Raw genomic sequence first — 15816 nt, forward strand, 5'->3', positions numbered from 1 at the left:
ATTGTCTCCGTTATAACCGGGTTAGTCGAACTGGTACCAGGTTGTTTTTAATTTGCTGTACTGCTGCAAGGCATAGAGCGACAGATCGCGGCCAAAGCCGGATTGCTTGTTGCCGCCAAAGGGCAACGTTACGTCCAGGGCATCGACGGTATTAACTGATACCGTTCCGGCATTAAGCTGTGCCGCCACGCGACGGGCGCGAGTGAAATCGCCGGTCCAAACCGAAGCGGCCAGCCCGTAGCACGAATCATTGGCCAGCGCTATCGCCTGTGCCTCATCGTCAAAGGCCTGTACCGTCAGCACTGGGCCGAAAATCTCTTCACGGGCGATCGCCATGGCGGGGGTGACGTGGGTAAAAATGGTGGGTTGGATAAAGTTGTCGCAGCCGTTAATGGTGACGCGGCCGCCGCCTAACAGGCAATGCGCGCCCTCTGCGCGTGCGGCTTCAATTGCCGCCATTACCCGATCGCCGTGCTGGCGATCGACCATCGCGCCGTTGCTACTGGCGGGATCGAGTGGATCGCCCGGCTGCCAGCGGCTGACGCATGCCTGCAGTTCGGTGAGGAAGGTTTCATAGATGCTGCTTTGCACCAACAGGCGCGAGTTGGCGGAACAAACTTCCCCTTGGTTGTAGAAGACGCCCTGGGCGGCTTTTTCCGCCGCTAACGGCAGGTTGGCGCAGTCGGCGAACACCAGGTTGGCGCTTTTGCCGCCGCATTCTAACCACACCGGCTTCAGGTTTGACTGGGCGGAGTAGCTCATGAAGTATTTGCCCACTTCTGTCGAACCGGTAAAAGCCAGCGCGTCAATGTCAGGGTGCAGCCCCAGAGCCTTACCGGTTATCTCGCCACGCCCGGGTAGTACGTTGAATACGCCCGGCGGGATCCCGGCTTCAACGGCTAGCCTGGCTAACAACAGGGCGCTGAACGGGGTTTGCTCTGCCGGTTTTAAGATCACGCTGTTGCCCATCGCCAGCGCGGGTGCGGTTTTCCAAGCGGCAATATCCAAGGGGAAATTCCAGGGTACTACCGCGGCTACCACACCCAGCGGTTCGCGCGTGATGGTCGCCAGTGCGCAACTGTCGGTTGGGGCAATTTGGTCATAATGTTTGTCCAACGTTTCGGCATACCAGGCAAAGACGTTGGCTGCACCAAGGACATCAGCATGCAGCGCATCACCGATCGGTTTACCCATGCTGAGTGATTCCATCAGCGCCAATTCGTTTTGGTGCTGGAGTATCAGCGCTGAGAGTTTTAACAATACGGCCTTGCGTGCCTTGGGGGAGCGCTGCGCCCATACCCCTTCGGCCACGCGCTGGCGGGCGACGTGCACTGCCCGATCGACGTCCGTCGCATCGCAGGCGGCAACGTGCGCCAGCAGTTGTCCGGTGGCCGGGTTGATACAGGGCAGCGTGTTGCCTTCGGCCGCAGCAGAAAATTCACCGTTAATAAAAGCGCCGGTGGGCAGAGCCAAATCGGTGGCGCGTTGGCACCAGGTGCTGGTGGTATCGTCAGGCATTTTTACTCCCACAGCGATCGATAGAATGTGGGAAAAAATATGCATCAGCGCTCTCTGGGGCGAAATAATGAAAAATATCGCCACTGGATAATAAAAAGCAGTGCACGCACCACGGGCCATCGCCAGCGGGGTAATGGTGCAAGGCCAGTTTTTTGCTGCCTGGTTTATCTTTTTTTTCTTGGGTGGATAAATCAGATAAATAACAGGGTATTAGCGCTGATGGTGGCACCAAGGCGCGCCAAAGCTGATGGGCATAGGCCTCTCTCTGGGCGGCAGCCAACGCGATGCTGGCCTTATTAATGATTAATTTTCAATTGGTTATATTGAAAAGGTTGTTTTGCCTCATATCGGTGCGATATTTCTTAACAATCAACGTAAATAAATAACCACAAGCTAAATCCCTTTACTATTTTGCAGCATGAAATGCCATTGTTATTCCTTCAATTCCGGCCGTTGCGGCGGGAGATGCCCAGACAGCCCTCGGTTTGCTGGCATGGGAGTTGCTTAAGTTCTGCACCATCGCTTTTTTGTATTTAGAACAATAAAAAGACGTGTTTTTTTATCGAGGTAGTAAGACATGGCTCATTTCACTCTGCGTCAATTAAAGTATTTCACGACCGTGGTGGAAACCAAAAGTATCGCCGAGGCTTCGCGCCAGCTGCACATCGCCCAGCCATCCATCTCCACTGCGGTTAAAAATCTGGAGGACAGCTTCGGTATTCAGCTGTTTATCCGCCACCATGCCCAGGGGGTTTCCCTGACGTCCAGCGGCAAGCGTTTCTATTACAAAGCCCGCGAACTGCTGCGCCAGTCGTGGGCGTTTGAGCAAAACGCAATGGCCGATAACGACGTCGTCGCGGGTAAAATTTCCGTTGGCTGCTTTGAAACCGCGGCGCCGGTATTTCTGCCGCAAATGATGCGCGGTTTCCAGCGGCGCCATCCGGGCATCGAGGTGCAGATCCATGATGGTGAACAAAATGAGCTGGTTCAGGGGTTGCACAGCGGGCGTTTTGATCTGGCGATCCTCTACCGCCACGATCTGGACGACGGCATCGCCACCGAGATGCTGAACGCACCGTCCAAGCCTTATGCGCTGCTGCCCATTGGCCACCCATTGGCGCAACGCAGTTCGGTCACGCTTGATGAACTGAGCCGTGAACCGATGATCCTGCTGGACGTGGTGCCCAGCCGCGACTATTTCGTGAATATTTTCCGCGAGAAGGGGCTGATGCCGAAGATTGCCTACAGCTCGCCGTCGATTGAAATGGTGCGCTGTATGGTCGGGCAGGGCTTTGGTTTTTCTTTGCTGGTCACCCGGCCTTTTACCCCCATCACCTATGATGGCAAGCAAGTGGCGATGGTCGAAGTGCAGGGAGAAATTACTGGCTCGCAATTGGTGCTGGCAGCGCTGCGCCACAATCCGATGACCAAACCGGCGCAGCTTTTTGCCGACTATTGCAAAGAGCAATTGCTAATGCCGGGCGAAATGGATATTCCGCCGGGGAAGGTGGCTTAAGATTTCTCCTTGCGCCGTTTTGGCGTGGGTAGCCTATACGCCTTGCGGTTTTTCGACGCAGTGCGCAACAGATCGCGGATGGTGCGGATTAGGATCTCTTTGCTGCGCCCGCGGCGGAAAATCAGCGAAAACGGCGCCTGGTAACCGTAATCGGTGGGCAACATGGCGCGCAGCCGTCGCTTTTCCACCCAGGGCAGCGCATAGTGCTCCGGCAGGTAGCCGATATATTTCCCGGACAGGATCAGCAGCAGCTGTGCTTCCATACTCTCTACTGTTGCGGTGCTTTGCTTGAAGCCGCGCCGGCCAAGATCGGAAGGGCTCCAGTAGCTGCGCGTCACCATTTTCATCTGGGCAATATGCGCCACTTTCGGGTGGCGAATATCAAACAGTTCATGCTGATCGCTGCAGTACAGCCAATGCTGTTCACGGTACAGCGGGTGGTTAATCACGCTGTTGCTTTGCAGCGGGAAAGTGCCCACCGCCACATCCAGTTCATTGTCTAAAATGCCTTGCAGCAGCGCGTGCGGGCTTTTTATCTGCAGGTTGATGTGCACCAGCGGGAAGCGATCGCTGAAGCTGGCGATGGCGCCGGCGATCGGCAACATCGGATCGGTGACGGTGGAATCGATCACGCCCAAGCGCAGAATACCGCCCTGTTCCCCCTTGAGGGAATCCGTATAGCGTTCAAAGTCTTCCAGGTTGTGCAGCAGGTTCAGGCTTTGCTGCAAAAAGGCATCCCCTTTCGGGGTGAGAGCGAAGCCGCCGCGGCCACGCGTGCACAGCACAAAGCCCAGCTTTTCCTCCAGCTCGCTCATGTAATTACTGATGGCGGAAGCCGTCAGGTTCAGCTCTTGCTGGGCGCGGGCGTAACCCTGATGTTTGGCCACGGTGGCGAAAATATACAGCAATCTTAGGTTAGGTATTTTTCCCATAAACATCAGTGCCTTTTTATTCGTATAAGAAAAATTTACTTCAGGAATAACTGAACTGATTTTTTCTATTCTGCTATTTTTCCCCACGCGCCGTCTACTGCACTATTTCCCTATGTACGCCGGGCCTATTCCCGCCTGGCGATGGCGCAGATGGGAGAGTTTTGCAATGGCGACACGTGATTACCACCCCCGGCGCGGCGAGGAGAATCCGCAGCCGCAAAGCGCGGATGAGATACCGCGCTATGCCGGGCTGCCAACATTTTTCCGCCTGCCGGTAGGCGCCAAGGCGGATACCTTGGATATCGCGCTGGTGGGCGTGCCCTGGGATGGCGGCACCACCAACCGTGCTGGCACCCGCCACGGGCCGCGCGAGCTGCGTAACGCTTCCAGCCTGATACGCCGCGTTCACCCGGTCAGCCTGCTTTCTCCCTACGATCTGGCGCGTATCGGCGACATCGGCGATGTGCCGGTGAACCCGATCGACGTGATGGATAGCCTGGCGCGTATCGACGCCTTTTATCAGGAGCTGGTGGCACAACAAACTCTACCGCTCACCGCCGGTGGCGATCATCTCACCAGCTTGCCGATCCTGCGCGCATTGGGGCGCGCCCAGCCCGTGGGCATGATCCATTTCGATGCCCATTCCGATACCAACGATAGCTACTTTGGCGGGCAGCGTTTCACCCATGGCACGCCGTTCCGCCGGGCGATCGAAGAAGGGGTTTTGGATCCTGCACGCACGGTGCAGATCGGCATTCGTGGTTCGCTGTACGCTGCGGACGACGGCGCTTTTGCGGCTGAAAGCGGTATCACCGTGATCCCGATGGAGCAGGTTGCTCATGAGGGGATTGACGCGGTGATGGCGCGTGCGCGGCAGATCGTCGGTAGTGCGCCGACCTACGTCAGTTTTGATATCGACGTGCTTGATCCGGCCTTTGCCCCCGGTACCGGCACGCCGGAAATCGGCGGCCTGACGTCGCTGCAAGGGCAGCAATGCCTGCGCCACCTGGCCGGCCTGAACCTGATCGGCGCGGATGTGGTGGAGGTTTCGCCGCCGTTCGATCAGGGCAACCTGACCAGCCTGACCGGCGCCACCATGATGTTCGAACTGCTTTGCCAGCTTGCCGGCGCTTACCACCGGCGTATTTCCTCTTCCGTTTTGCAGGAGTAACACCATGAAATTACCCATTACCGCACGGCGCAGCCTGCGTGGCACCGCATTACTTTCCTTGCTGCTGGGCAGCCTGAGCGCACAGCCGGCGCTGGCCGCCGAAACGGTCCCGACGCTGACGCCGGGCGTGCTGAAGGTGGGCATTGAAGTGGCCTATCCGCCGTTTGAATCCTGGCAGGATGACAAAGTGGTGGGCTTTGATGCCGAGCTGGCGGCGTTGTTGAGCAAGCATCTGGGCACCCGCCTGGCGCTGGCCGATACGCAGTTTTCCGGCCTGATCTTGGGGCTGAATGCCGCCCGCCATGACGCGGTGATCTCTGCCCTGTACGTGACGGCGGAACGCACCGCCCAGGCCGATGCCATCCCGTATGCTGATACCGGCGCCTATATTCTGGTGCGCAGCGATAGCGCCGCGAAGCCGAAAGACGAAAAAGCGCTGTGCGGCCTGACCGTTGGCTTGCAACAGGGCACGGCATGGGTGAAGCAACTGCAGGATCTTTCCAGTGATTATTGCCTGGCCAACGGCAAAGCGGCGATCGCCGTGAAAGAGTACCCCACCGCACCGGAAACGCTGCAGGCGCTGTTGGCCGGCCACATCCAGGCACAGGTGGATATGGCCGGCGCCGCGCGCATGTTCGTGGAGCGTAGCCGTGGGCGGGCAGCCATCAGTTCGCCTGCGATTATCTATCCACAGACGCTGGGCATTTACGTCAAAAAGGGCAATCAGGCCCTGCTGGGCGGGTTGAAAACGGCGCTGCAGACTATTCGTGACAACGGCGAATACGCTGCGTTGCTAGCCAAATATCAGCCCTATGGGATTACCGATACCGCGACGCGGTAATGCGCCGCCAGATGGTGTTCGGCTGCGAAAGTGAGTGTGGATATTGTGATGATGTTTGACTGGGCCTATTTCGTTTCTTTGTTTTCTCTGAGCGCCTTCTGGCAGGCCAGCGCCACTGTGGTGGAGCTGAGCGTGCTGAGCTGGCTGATTAGCCTGGTGCTGGGGTTTATCGTTGCCAGCGCCCGCCAGGCCAGGCCGGCCTGGCTGCGCGGTGCCAGCCAGGTGTATATCTGGCTGTTTCGCAGCGTGCCGTTACTGGTGCTGGTGGTGTTTATCTATAACCTGCCGCAGATGTTCCCGGCCGCCGGCGGCTTGCTGGGCAACGCCTTTATCGCCGGGCTGGTGGCGACCGTGCTGGCGGAAACGGCCTACATGGCGGAGATTCACCGCGGCGGCTTGCTTTCCGTGGCCAAGGGCCAACATGAGGCGGGCCATGCGTTGGGGATACGTTTTCTCGGCGTGCAGCGGCTGGTGATCATCCCGCAGGCGCTGCGCATTGCGCTGCCGGCGCTGGTGAATGAATTTATCACCATCGTTAAACAAACCTCGTTGATCTCGGTGATCTCCCTGCCGGAACTGTTGATGACCGGCCAGCGCCTGTATGCCCAGAACTTCTTGGTGATGGAAACGCTGGCGGCTGTCGCGGTGTATTACGTGCTGATCGTGTCGGTGTTTAGCGTGCTGTTCCAGCAGATTGAGCGCCATGTCAATGTGCAGGCGCGCCGGCCGCAGACGCTGGCCGAGCCGGCGCTGGCGGTGCTGCGTGAGGCGGCCCAACCGTTGCCGCTGCGGCCGCCGGCTCAGCGCCCCGGCGAACCGTCGGCATTGTTGATGAAAAATATCCACAAAGCGTATGGTGCGCACCATGTGCTGAAAGGGATCCAACTGGCCGTGGCGCCGGGTGAAGTGATCAGTATTATCGGCCCGTCAGGATCCGGCAAAACGTCGTTGATCCGCACCGTCAACGGCCTGGAGACACTGGATCAGGGCGAGATCATCCTGTTTGGCGAAAGCTACATCGCCGCCGGTGCCCAGCGGGAAAGCGCGGCGATGCGCAGCGGCATTCGCCGTATTGGCATGGTGTTCCAGAGCTTTAACCTGTTCCCACACCGCACTATTTTGCAGAATGTGATGCTGGCCACCCGCTATCATCGCCAGCCGGCGGATGAGGCGGAACGGCGTGCGCAGGCGCTGTACCTGCTGGATAAGGTCGGGCTGCTGGCTCACGCCGAAAAGTATCCCCATCAGCTCTCCGGCGGCCAACAGCAGCGGGTGGCTATCGCCCGGGCGTTAGCGTTGTCACCGGATATCATGTTGTTCGATGAGCCAACCTCGGCGCTGGATCCGGAGCTGGTGGGCGAGGTGCTGAAGGTCATCGGCGATCTGGCCCGTGAAGGCATGACCATGCTGATCGTTACCCATGAAATGGACTTCGCGCTGGCGATTTCCGATCGGGTGGTGCTGATGGAGCAGGGTATCATCCAGGCGGATGCTTCCCCGGCGGCGATCCGCAGCGGCGAAGCCGAGCCGGCGTTGCAGCGTATTCGCCAGTTTATGGGGGTGGTGGAGAGCGCAGTGGTCTGAGTGCTGCTTAACGCCATAAAAACGCCGCCGCGCTTGCCAAATAAAGGCGCGCGCGGCGTTTTATTTCAACCCGAATAGTGCCGCTTATTTTTACCGCCGCAAGGCGATTATTTCCCGCCTGGAAACGTTCCCGTATTTTCATTTGGCTAGATATCGTATTTCCATAAATCACCGGCGGCGTGTGGGGTGACCACCAACAAATAAATCAGGTATACCCAAAATAATTCGAGTTGCAGGAAGGCGGCAACGCAGTGAATCCCCAGGAGCTTACTTGAGTAAGTGACTGGGGTGAACGAGGAAAGCCAACGCACCTGCGACTTGAAGTATGAAGGGTATAAATGGGTATTATTTAGATCCCCGACGGGATATATTATTAATTTCCTGTGATAATCACGCTGCCAGTGTGTAACTTTCCTGCTTACGACTATTTACTCTGCGATTTCACATGCAGGAGTTAGCCAATGATGATATTAATTACTATAATTAAATCCGCGAGTGATATATTCGAACGCCATTCCTATGCTATTCGAATAATCTCTTTTGTTTTTTATTAGCAGGACATATAAAAATATGTTTAAAAAATTGTTTCAACCCGAGAAAATTAACCAATGTGTTATTCCTAACAGACTGGTTGTCCCGGCCATGGTAACCGACCTCTGCAACAGTGATGGTACTGCTACGGACCGCTATATCGCTTACCATGAAGAAAAAGCAAAAGGGGGTTGGGGGTTAATTATTACAGAGAACTACGCTGTTAATGAAAATGCGATGGGATGTAAATATATTGGCGGTCTTTGGCGCGATGAGCAAATTCCCAGCCATAAAAAATTAACAGACACCATCCATAAATATGACAGTAAAATATTTGCGCAGATTTATCATGCCGGTCGGCAAACATCCAGCCAGTTGAATGGCGGTGTTCAACCGGTGGCGCCTTCGGCTATTCCCTGCCCGGCATTGCAAGAAATGCCACGAGAATTAAACATTGAGGAAATTCAGCAAATCGTCAAAGAGTTTGGCGATTGCGCTCGCCGGGTAAAACAAGCCGGCTTTGACGGGGTGGAAATTCACGCCGGGCATGGTTATTTGATTGCGGAATTTTTATCCCCTTACGCCAATAAACGAACCGATAAATATGGCGGTAGTCTGGATGGCCGCATTCGCTTCCTGCAGGAAATTTATCAAACGGTGCGCCGCGAAGTAGGCGACGATTATCCGGTCACCATTCGCCTTTCTGCGGATGAAGGTTTTGTCGGCGGGCGCGATATCTCGGAATCCCGCGTGCTGGCGCAAATCTTTGATGACTGGGGCGTTGATGCGCTGCACGTCACCATGGGGGTGTACGGCGAGCACAACAAATCCTGCACCGTGCCGCCGATGTATGTCGGCCACGCCTGGGCCGTCTCGTTTGCCGAAGAGCTGAAGAAAACCATCAAGATGCCGGTGATTACCGTCAACCGCATTAACGATCCGCGCATGGCCGACAACGTGCTGGCGTTGGGCAAAGCTGATTTCATCGCCATGGGGCGGGGTTCACTGGCCGATCCACACCTGCCGAACAAAGCCAAAGCCGGCGATCTGGCGTCGATCCGCTATTGCATTGGCTGCATGCAGGGTTGCTTGGCCAGTTTGCCGCTCGGCGTGCCGTTCACCTGCCTGGTGAACCCTTCGCTGGCGCGCGAAGGCTCGCTGGATTACAGCAAAGTGGCGCAGCCGAAACGTGTATTTATCGCCGGCGCCGGCCCTGCCGGGCTGGAAACCGCACGCGTTGCCGCGATGCGTGGCCACAAGGTGACGCTGTTTGAAAAAACCGGCCATCTGGGCGGGCAGTTCCGCTCCGCCGCATTCCCGCCGGGCAAGGGCGAATTGGCGACCTACACCGCCTGGTTGGCGCGTGAACTGGAAAAACTGAATGTTGAGATCCGCTTCAACACCCCACTGACTAAAGAGATCGTGGTGCAAAACCAGCCGGATTCGGTGATCGTCGCGACCGGCGGCGAGCCTTCGGTGCCGCCGATTAAGGGCATCAAACAATCTCACGTGGTGTTGGCCGAAGACGTGTTGTTGGGGAATGTCACCACCGGTAAACGTGTCGTGATTGCCGGCGGCGGTGAAGTGGGGGGCGAAACCGCAGCGCACCTGGCGATGCAACAGAAAGAAGTTGCCGTGGTGGAAATGCGCGATCGGCTGCTGCAGGAACTGGACGGCGTCAGTAAGCTGCACCTGATGGCGCTGCTGAACGAATATAATGTGAAGCAGTTCGTCAATACCAAGCTCTGCGAGATCGAAGAAGGTCAGGTGGTGTTGGAAAATGCCGACGGGCAGTTCACGCTGGCTGCCGATACCGTGGTGGTTGCGTTGGGTTATCGGCCGGTGAATACGTTGGCGGAAGAACTGCGCGATGTGGTTGATGCGCCGATTGTGATCGGCGGCGCGGTGAAAACCAGTAATGCACTGATTGCGGCGCGCGAAGGTTTTGATGCCGGTATGGCGCTCGCTTAAGCGAGCGCCTGCGCCGTACGCGCATAGCATTCACGCTGATAAAAAATGCCGGCCAGGGAAACCTGGCCGGCATTGTGCTTTTTGCTTGCCGTAATAGGGCTAACGGCCGGCGCTTAGGCGTTGATTTTCACCACCAAAGGCGTATCCAACGCCAGTTTTGCGGTACGGGCTTTTAGCCAGATGCTGCCGCTTGCGTCGATATGCATCGCTTCGCCCTGATGCTGGAACAGCGCTTCAACCGAAGCCATATGGAGGGCGATCCTGGATTTCCCCACGCTGATGTTACGCACGGCGCTATCATTTGCACGAATGCGGAAATAGATAAAGTCGTACAGCGGATAGTCATACTTCTGCGGCGCAATGGTGAGGGTGCGCGAGCCTTCCCCCGTGGCGGCCTGACGGACATCAATCACCGAGAACGCCCCGTCGCGTTCTGCGTTGCGGGTTACGCCACCGTCATCCCAATAGAGCTGGTAGCGGCTTTCGGTTGCATTGCCCAGCGGATATACCGAGAGCACCAACGGCTGCTTATACTTATCCAGCACCTGAATATTCTTGAAGGCGGCCTGCAAATTTGCCTGCGTATGCCGTTCAGGAATGATGGCGCCTTCGCGGATAAACACCGGCAGGCTGGTGATGTCGGCGGTGATTTTCAGCCGTTGCCCGCTGGCGATCGGGTGGGCGATATCCACGCGGTCTTCCATCACGTTGTAGCGGTACCAGTTGATTACCTGCCCCTGTTCGCCATGCGGGAAATAAACCGCTTTTTCCGCCGTATAGTGTTTTTCCTCGCCGGCCGGGCTGCTGGTCATGATCGGCGCGACCAGCACCGTGCTGTCGATAAAGAACTGGGTCGCCAGAATATCGCGTTGGGCATCGCTGAAGATCGCATCGTCGCCCTGCCACAGACACATGGCTTTGATTAGCGGAGCGCCGGTCTGCGTGTTTTGATACATCGCATCGTACAGCAGATGGTGCCAGCGCACGCGGAAGCGGATAAAGGCCGTCATGATGCTGCTGAAGGTTTCACCGTTCGCCGTGGCTGCGGACGTGTAATGATAAATCTCCTGATAGGCTTTCATCGCGTCATAGTGGTTGCGCATCCAGGGCTGGAGACAGGCGGCCTGCACCCAACGCGTCATCAGCTCCGGCTCGCAAATGGCGCCGATATCCACATCCTCCGGCCCTAATACCAGGCGGTCATAAACCATCGGGTTATGGTTGCGGTAGTTTTTGTCGCCGTAGAAGGTGCTGGCCGGATCGGCCGGCGCTTCGCCGGGCGCAAAGCCGCCGACGTCCGCCCCGGCGATCGGCAGGCCGGACATACCCAGGTTAAGCACCAGCGGGACGGTGGCCTGCAGGTGGTGCCAGGTGGAGGCGTTATCGCCGATCCAGTGGCCGGCATAATGCTGCAGGCCGGGATAGCCGCTGCGGCAGATGATATAGCTGCGTTTATAGCCCTTTAATGTCTCTTCATGCGCTATCAGGCCGTGCTCGTAGGACGCACGCGCCAACATGTAGGCATGGAAGTTGCGCAGCTCGACAAACGGGGTTTTGCGGCCGTCGCCAAAGCGCGGATCGGTCAGGTGCAGCTGGCCGTGATAGCTGCGCCAGTTGAAGGTGTTGGTGCGGCGGCGGTCGTCGCTCGGCGCTTCCCCGGTCAGCGACCAGCCAAACTGGTTGCGCGGCGATTCGGTGTCGGCGAAGTTTTTGCCGTCTTCGACGTGCGGCATGGCATCCGGCACCGTCATATCCTGCCAGACGAAGCCCAACCCGTTTTTAAACAGATAGGCGTACTGATCGCCCCAGAAGCGGGCGGCCGCCGGGTTACCGTAATCGGTCACGACCGAGCCGATCATGTCGCGTTCGCCGGTTTGCACGTTGATCCCGTAATCCAGCACCAGCAGGTTTTGATCCGGGTAGTTGGTTTCGCCGATCCGGCTGTAGCTCAAGCCGGGATAGTCGCTTTCACGCCGGGGGCCGCGGAATTTGCGCAGGTTGGCTTCACCTTCGTTCTGCACGCAGTAGCCGTTGCGGATCAGGCCCTCGGCGGTGCCGTACTGTTTTTTACCGCTGTTGGTCGGATCGTAGGCCACTTTATCGGCGCGGATAAACGGCGTGATATTGGTCTGGCACTGCAGATCAAATTGGGTGATCCAGTCAAACACCGAGATCCCCTGATCGACCTTACCGCTCGACCAGAAGCTGTCTTTGATGGTGAAGACTTTTTTGTCTTCCTGCACGTCGATGTCCACACCCAGACCCTCGATCGGGATCTCTGCGTCGCGGTGGCCTTTCACAAGATCCTCAATGTAGACTTTATTCGGATCTTTTTCGTTCTGCGGGCGCAGCAGGCCAAGGCTGCCGTATTTGGCCTGGAAGTAACCGAAGATGTACTTCGGCGGCATGACGGAGCGATCGTTCAGTTGGTGTTTGCCTGCCGCCAGATCCCCTTGCCCCATCAGATAGGTAAAGGCATCCAGCACGTTGGCCGCCTGGGCGGCGAACATATAGTGGCCATCGAACTCACCGTGCTGCACGCCGGCTTCCACCGCCGCGGCGTCGCGCAGCGCGCTTTTGAGCGAGAAATAGCTCTGCCCGGTGTTGTCCAGGAACACGCCGAGAAACTGTTTGCTGCCGTTGAGCGTGGATTTTTCGATGTAAAACGGCGCGTTGAGGTACATCGGCACGCAGGAGGTCGCCTTGAACGCGTCTTTATAAGGCACGCTCTGTGGGAAAACTTCCGGCTGGTTGTACCACAGGTTGTCGTAGTTGTAGCAGGTGACCTGCGAGCCGCTGTGATCGAGCCGCGCACAGCCCTTGTAACCATAGCAGTCCTGTTGGGTGCTGCCGGTGGCGGGGTTGTGTCTGCCCGTCAGGTTGTAGCTGAGGATCTCGCCCAAGCCGAAGTAATGGGTGGCATGTTCCGCTTTGCGTTTCATGTTCACCACGGTGCCGACTTCCGGGCTGGCGTGGCACAGCGGGCCGGAAGAGATATCGGTGACGGCGCCGTCGGCCAGGCGTTTAACCTGTATCGAAAGCAGCCCGTCGTCGGCCCGGACAAACTGGACCTGGATCGTGTGCAACTGGATGCTGGCGCCATGCCGGTTCCAGCGCAGGATCGGTTGATAGCCCGCCGCTTGCTCATGCTGACGGATGTGCATGAGCCGTTCTACCTCCACTGGGCCGTACACCTTGTTCGGGTAATCGGCGAACGAGGCGGCACCAGGGTTGAAGCGCACTCTGAACGCATCTTTCTGGCAGGACGTCACCTGTAGCACCAGGCACACATCGCGCTCGCTATTTTCCGCACCGTTCTTGGCTTTGGCCCTGGCGTTGATGTAGAGCGTCCAGTCGTTATTGAAGCCGTTGGGCGAGTGGGGTTTGCCGTCCCAATAAACCGTATACAGTTCAATATCGTTACCCACGGACCAGTCTTCGACCGGCACATAATCATAGGTGTTATAGGGGCGCCATGATGCGGGAAGTTCTCTATTTTTCATTACTATGCTGTCCTTGTTGGCGATCAGTTGTTGTCCGTTGAACGGTGAAATTCAAAGGCGACCCAAATGCTGTCGGTGTCGGCATAGTACTGATGGGGCGGGTAGAAGAAGCAGGGATCGTCCATGCTGGCGTTTTTAGCAATGTCGGATTCCCCTTTCCAGGCGTCATAGTCGGTCACCAGCGGCATCGGCAGGTGAGTATTGCCGGGCGCCAGCCGGAATTCTTCGTACATTTCAGGGAAGGCTTTGCCGGTATCAAACGGCGAGAACATGCCGCCTTCGGGCTGAACGGCGCGGTTATTGGTGACGGCAGCACGCGCCTTGGCCATATCGGTAAATTTCTGCATGCGGCCAAAGCCGATCAGTTGGGTATGGACTTCCAGCAGATTGCTGCCATGCGCCGCATGGATCCCGGCGTCCGATCCGGCCGGCAGCCACCACAGGTTGACATACAGTTCGTAAGGCAGCGCCTTGCTGCCCGCCGGCGCAGGCAGGCCGACCAACTGCCAGGGGTTCACCTGGATTTTGTGGGCCAGATGGAGCTGGTTTGAGATCCACAGCGGCAGATCGGGCATCCCGGCCGGATAGGCATATTTGGCCCATTGGGTTTTATTGCCAAAGATCCCCGATTCCACATTGCGGGTGCTGCGAACCTGGATCAGCGAGATCAGGCCGTTGGCGGAGGCATCCGCCGTGGTGATAACGGCGCCGGCCCGGATAATTACGCTTTGAAGCGGCGGGATGGCACGGCGCAGTGGGCTATCGTGCAGCAGGTTATTATTCACCTGTTCGGTGGCGGCCACGAAAACGGCCTGTGGCCCCAGGTTGGTCAAGATCACGTCGGCGTTGGCCTGATGGGCAAACAGGCCGGTGGTGTTGAATTCATGCAGGTTGCTGACCATCACCCCATGAATCTGCTCCCCATTAAACGGGTATTCCGAGACGATATTCTCCCCGGCGCCCGGTGTTTTGGTCACGGTTGCGGGGGCCGCCGGGTTGGCGGCAGGATCGCCTGGGTTGTTTGCCGCAGGGCACGCGGCGCTAATCACGCCCGGTGGGCATTGGGCCGGGGCGGCTTTGCCGGCGGCGCCGTTCGCCAGCGCTTTCTGCCCGCCGACCAGCGCCATTGAACCGGCCACGCAACCGCCATACATCAGGAATTTGCGCCGTGACAGCGAATGCCGCGTCTCGCCCTGCGCTGAAGGTTGCCTTTCTGCCTTGAGTTTATTTACGTGTGTTTTCATCGTTGCCTCTAAGTATTTATGAGCTTAAAAATTCTTATTTCCCTGCCTGGCAAAGCAGGCAGAGACGAAATGGGTGGCCTTTTTGGCGGCAGTGGCCGGGCGCGAAATATTTTCGGTAATGATTATTGAATGCATTACCGCGCTGGATTGCTGGCCGCGTTTCTGATGGATATTGTTGGTGGCAGCCAATAATCAGCATTAAAAATAAGTCGGCCATTGTCGCCAAATAACGCCTTATTCCACAGGAGCGGGTACGCGAATATCCGCCTTGCGGCGCAATGAAACATAGCCTGGAGCCATGCCAGGTTAAATGGAATTAAGAGCCGGAGAAGAGCGCACAGGAAGGATCCTGAACGTATTCAGGAAAATACCCAAAATAATTCGAGTTGCAGGCAGGCGGCAACGCAGCGAATCCCCAGGAGCTTACATAAGTAAGTGACTGGGGTGAGCGAGGAAAGCCAACACACCTGCAACTTGAAGTATGAAGGGTATAGAGCCCACAGCGCGGCTATCGGCTGCTAAAATTAAACAGTCGATTCTGGTTTAATCACGGCACCGCGTATTCCGCAAGGAGTATTGCATCATCACACTGCACGCCGTCATTATTCGGCAATAATAAATTACCGAAGTTATTCTCTGGCTAACTATTTAATTCCACTATGCCGTCTTCATGTAAAGCAATAGGCGATGGTTTAATACCGGCTAATTGCTTCATGATGATGGGGTTGCGGAATAAATAGTCACGGTGAGTTAATGCGCCCAACATGATGACTGTGAGCGCGAATAGTGCGCGGTGAAGAGAATTGTTTCATATAACGGATGGTTAAAAGATTTTTGGTCATAAGGTATTTTTAAGCAGTTTCCCGCACCAGTACACCGCCGCTTTAGTTGCAAGCGCTGGGCTGTCTGTTCTTGGCTAAAACAGTTGCGTTGTATTGGAACACGGTACCCACTATCTCCAAATATAATTATCCCTAGTTATAGAGGTAATTTCCCTCAATATCC

Annotated in this window: 9 protein-coding genes; 5 read left to right on the forward strand and 4 right to left on the reverse strand. The window is 56.8% G+C overall.

Annotation, left to right across the window (positions count from 1 at the left end; all coding sequences use genetic code 11):
* Positions 1-21 precede the first annotated feature (21 nt).
* A complete protein-coding gene (locus AC559G_RS10040) occupies positions 22-1518 on the reverse strand; it encodes an aldehyde dehydrogenase (protein ID WP_498912451.1) in 1497 nt (498 codons plus the stop codon).
* A 577-nt stretch (positions 1519-2095) separates the two neighbouring features.
* Here AC559G_RS10040 and AC559G_RS10045 point away from each other — a divergent pair.
* The gene (locus AC559G_RS10045; RefSeq protein WP_462614969.1) at positions 2096-3034 is read left to right on the forward strand and encodes a LysR family transcriptional regulator; all 939 of its coding nucleotides are present in this window, start codon (positions 2096-2098) and stop codon (positions 3032-3034) included.
* On the opposite strand, the gene AC559G_RS10050 is transcribed toward AC559G_RS10045, so the two are convergent.
* Positions 3031-3972 (reverse strand): LysR family transcriptional regulator, encoded by a 942-nt coding sequence (locus AC559G_RS10050; protein WP_462614970.1) that lies wholly within the window; start codon positions 3970-3972, stop codon positions 3031-3033. The two genes, AC559G_RS10045 and AC559G_RS10050, sit on opposite strands and share 4 nt — an antisense overlap.
* Positions 3973-4132: 160 nt before the next feature.
* Here AC559G_RS10050 and speB point away from each other — a divergent pair, with 160 nt between their 5' ends.
* The 4 genes from speB to AC559G_RS10070 all read left to right on the forward strand — a co-directional run bounded on the left by speB (position 4133) and on the right by AC559G_RS10070 (position 10064).
* Positions 4133-5137, forward strand: coding sequence for an agmatinase (gene speB / locus AC559G_RS10055; RefSeq protein WP_498912452.1), 1005 nt, complete (start codon positions 4133-4135; stop codon positions 5135-5137).
* A 4-nt stretch (positions 5138-5141) separates the two neighbouring features.
* Positions 5142-5978 (forward strand): type 2 periplasmic-binding domain-containing protein, encoded by an 837-nt coding sequence (locus tag AC559G_RS10060; protein WP_498912453.1) that lies wholly within the window; start codon positions 5142-5144, stop codon positions 5976-5978.
* Positions 5979-6026: 48 nt separating this feature from the next.
* Complete coding sequence (locus AC559G_RS10065) at positions 6027-7562, forward strand: amino acid ABC transporter permease/ATP-binding protein (protein WP_498912454.1); 1536 nt, start codon at positions 6027-6029, stop codon at positions 7560-7562.
* A gap of 570 nt (positions 7563-8132) precedes the next feature.
* Complete coding sequence (locus AC559G_RS10070; protein ID WP_498912455.1) at positions 8133-10064, forward strand: oxidoreductase; 1932 nt, start codon at positions 8133-8135, stop codon at positions 10062-10064.
* Positions 10065-10177: 113 nt separating this feature from the next.
* On the opposite strand, the gene AC559G_RS10075 is transcribed toward AC559G_RS10070, so the two are convergent.
* Both AC559G_RS10075 and AC559G_RS10080 read right to left on the reverse strand, forming a co-directional pair.
* The gene (locus AC559G_RS10075) at positions 10178-13567 is read right to left on the reverse strand and encodes a TIM-barrel domain-containing protein (RefSeq protein WP_498912456.1); all 3390 of its coding nucleotides are present in this window, start codon (positions 13565-13567) and stop codon (positions 10178-10180) included.
* Between the two features lie 23 nt (positions 13568-13590).
* A complete protein-coding gene (locus AC559G_RS10080) occupies positions 13591-14811 on the reverse strand; it encodes a hypothetical protein (RefSeq protein ID WP_498912457.1) in 1221 nt (406 codons plus the stop codon).
* Between the last annotated feature and the right edge of the window lie 1005 nt (positions 14812-15816).

Source organism: Gibbsiella greigii (genome assembly GCF_039540155.1).
GTDB classification, from domain to species: domain Bacteria; phylum Pseudomonadota; class Gammaproteobacteria; order Enterobacterales; family Enterobacteriaceae; genus Gibbsiella; species Gibbsiella quercinecans.

What these genes read in the sequence shown, in the direction of transcription:
- speB (WP_498912452.1), top strand. Translation starts at nt 4,133, where the DNA reads ATGGCGACACGTGATTACCACCCCCGGCGCGGCGAGGAGAATCCGCAG.
- AC559G_RS10040 (WP_498912451.1), bottom strand. Translation starts at nt 1,518, where the DNA reads ATGCCTGACGATACCACCAGCACCTGGTGCCAACGCGCCACCGATTTG.
- AC559G_RS10075 (WP_498912456.1), bottom strand. Translation starts at nt 13,567, where the DNA reads ATGAAAAATAGAGAACTTCCCGCATCATGGCGCCCCTATAACACCTAT.
- AC559G_RS10060 (WP_498912453.1), top strand. Translation starts at nt 5,142, where the DNA reads ATGAAATTACCCATTACCGCACGGCGCAGCCTGCGTGGCACCGCATTA.
- AC559G_RS10080 (WP_498912457.1), bottom strand. Translation starts at nt 14,811, where the DNA reads ATGAAAACACACGTAAATAAACTCAAGGCAGAAAGGCAACCTTCAGCG.
- AC559G_RS10070 (WP_498912455.1), top strand. Translation starts at nt 8,133, where the DNA reads ATGTTTAAAAAATTGTTTCAACCCGAGAAAATTAACCAATGTGTTATT.
- AC559G_RS10065 (WP_498912454.1), top strand. Translation starts at nt 6,027, where the DNA reads ATGATGTTTGACTGGGCCTATTTCGTTTCTTTGTTTTCTCTGAGCGCC.
- AC559G_RS10050 (WP_462614970.1), bottom strand. Translation starts at nt 3,972, where the DNA reads ATGTTTATGGGAAAAATACCTAACCTAAGATTGCTGTATATTTTCGCC.
- AC559G_RS10045 (WP_462614969.1), top strand. Translation starts at nt 2,096, where the DNA reads ATGGCTCATTTCACTCTGCGTCAATTAAAGTATTTCACGACCGTGGTG.